The 446-nt window shown below is 70.2% G+C and carries 1 protein-coding gene; it reads left to right on the top strand.

The genetic code is table 11. The features are described 5' to 3' along the window. Positions 1 to 229 precede the first annotated feature (229 nt). The coding region (locus tag A6V37_RS20090; protein WP_244174047.1) for an amidase family protein at positions 230 to 446 on the top strand (217 nt) is incomplete at its 3' end.

Here is a 446-nt window from a genome sequence, read left to right on the forward strand (position 1 = left end):
GAGGCGGCTGTGTGGAAGGCGAGAAGCGGGGGCGGGGGGACAGCCGGCACCGACTAGCGGGCTGGTAAAAGAGTCGGCCCCGGGGGGAGGGGGCACAAGATGGGGGAATAGAGGGAGCAGTCGAAAGCGTGTGCGCGATATGGCGGGGGGAAGGGGGTGAGAGTCGGCGGGGTTGCGTCGCAGTGCGGGGGCGGGCGGGGCCATCGCGGACGTCTTGGCGAGGGTGGCGGTGCGCACCGCGCCCGTCGTCTCCATTCCGTCGGTGGCATCGATCAACGGAATGGTCGGCCTCAAGCCGACCGTGGGCCGTGTGAGCCGCGATGGAATCGGGCAAATCTCGAGCACGCGGGATACGCACGGTCGGATGACCGGGAGAGTGTACGACGCGGCCCGGCTGCTGGCGGCGATTGCGGGCCGGGACGATGACGACCCCGCGACGCTGAAGG

The sequence above is a fragment of the Paraburkholderia ginsengiterrae genome (assembly GCF_001645125.1).
In the GTDB taxonomy this organism is placed as follows: domain Bacteria; phylum Pseudomonadota; class Gammaproteobacteria; order Burkholderiales; family Burkholderiaceae; genus Paraburkholderia; species Paraburkholderia ginsengiterrae.